Source organism: Oleiphilus sp. HI0066, assembly GCF_001635725.1.
Window position 1 is genome coordinate 1 of sequence record NZ_LWFH01000638.1, and the last position, 1,007, is coordinate 1,007.

The 1,007-nt window shown below is 45.4% G+C and carries 2 protein-coding genes; one reads left to right on the forward strand and one right to left on the reverse strand.

The genetic code is table 11. The features are described 5' to 3' along the window. Nucleotides 1–201 (reverse strand): serine dehydratase beta chain (locus tag A3738_RS08150; protein ID WP_304440083.1); only part of this gene is annotated, 201 nt, incomplete at its 3' end. A 70-nt stretch (nucleotides 202–271) separates the two neighbouring features. On the opposite strand from A3738_RS08150, the gene A3738_RS08155 reads away from it, so the two are divergent. Continuing rightward, a partial coding sequence (locus A3738_RS08155; protein ID WP_197473708.1) for a penicillin acylase family protein occupies nucleotides 272–1,007 on the forward strand: 736 nt, incomplete at its 3' end.

Genomic DNA, 1,007 nt, shown 5'->3' on the forward strand with positions numbered 1-1,007 from the left:
ATCGGTCTCATGCCCTTTGCCAGTAAACGCGAGAGAGCCAAATAAGGTGCAACGAACATAGACCTCCTTAGGTTGCAGATCTGGCTTGTGATCAGCTAATACAGTTGAACGAAATGCATGCGCTGCGCTCATTGGCCCCATAGTATGCGAGCTTGATGGCCCAACACCTATTTTGAACATTTCACTGCAAGCGATAAACATGGTGCACTCCGTTGTTGCAATCCAGAAAACAGAATATAGTGGGCAAAAAAATAATCACAAGCTGTCACTTATGTTCAAACTACCAAAATCTTCGAGTGTTAAAATCCGCGGCCAATTCCCTGATGGGCTAAGCATTCAACGCGACGCCAACGGCGTGCCACATATCAACGCAAACAACTTAAACGATGCCACATGGGGGCTCGGATACTGCCACGCTATTGATCGTGGTATGCAGCTCCAATTTATGCGTATTTTAGGGCAAGGTCGTTTATGCGAACTGCTTGATGATACGAATGAAAACCTCGAGATTGATATATTCTTTCGCCGCATGAACTGGCAGCAAGGCGCAGAAAAAGAACTCAGTAAATTAAACTCAGAAACACATGAATGGCTACTAGCATTATGTGATGGCATTAATGCTGGTTTGAAGCATCGAACATCAGGACTCATGCGCCTATTAATTGGAAAACATGAGCCTTGGACACCAAGCGACATTATGCTGACCTTCCGCATGACGAGCTATCTGACCCTCGCCCAAACTCAAGCTGAATCCGAAAGGCTTTTTATCGAACTCATTCAAAATGGAGTGAGTGATGAAAAACTGAAAAGCTTATTCCCAATCCATGACCAACATATCGATCGCGCCTTAATAGAGAAACTCAAGTTAGGTGATCGTCATCTACCTTTAGAGCTACTATGGCAGAGCGCTGCGCCGAGAATGATGGCATCGAATAATTGGGTGGTTAGCCCGAAAAGAACTGCATCGGGTGCGGCATTAATGGCAAACGACCCGCATCTAGAAGTGA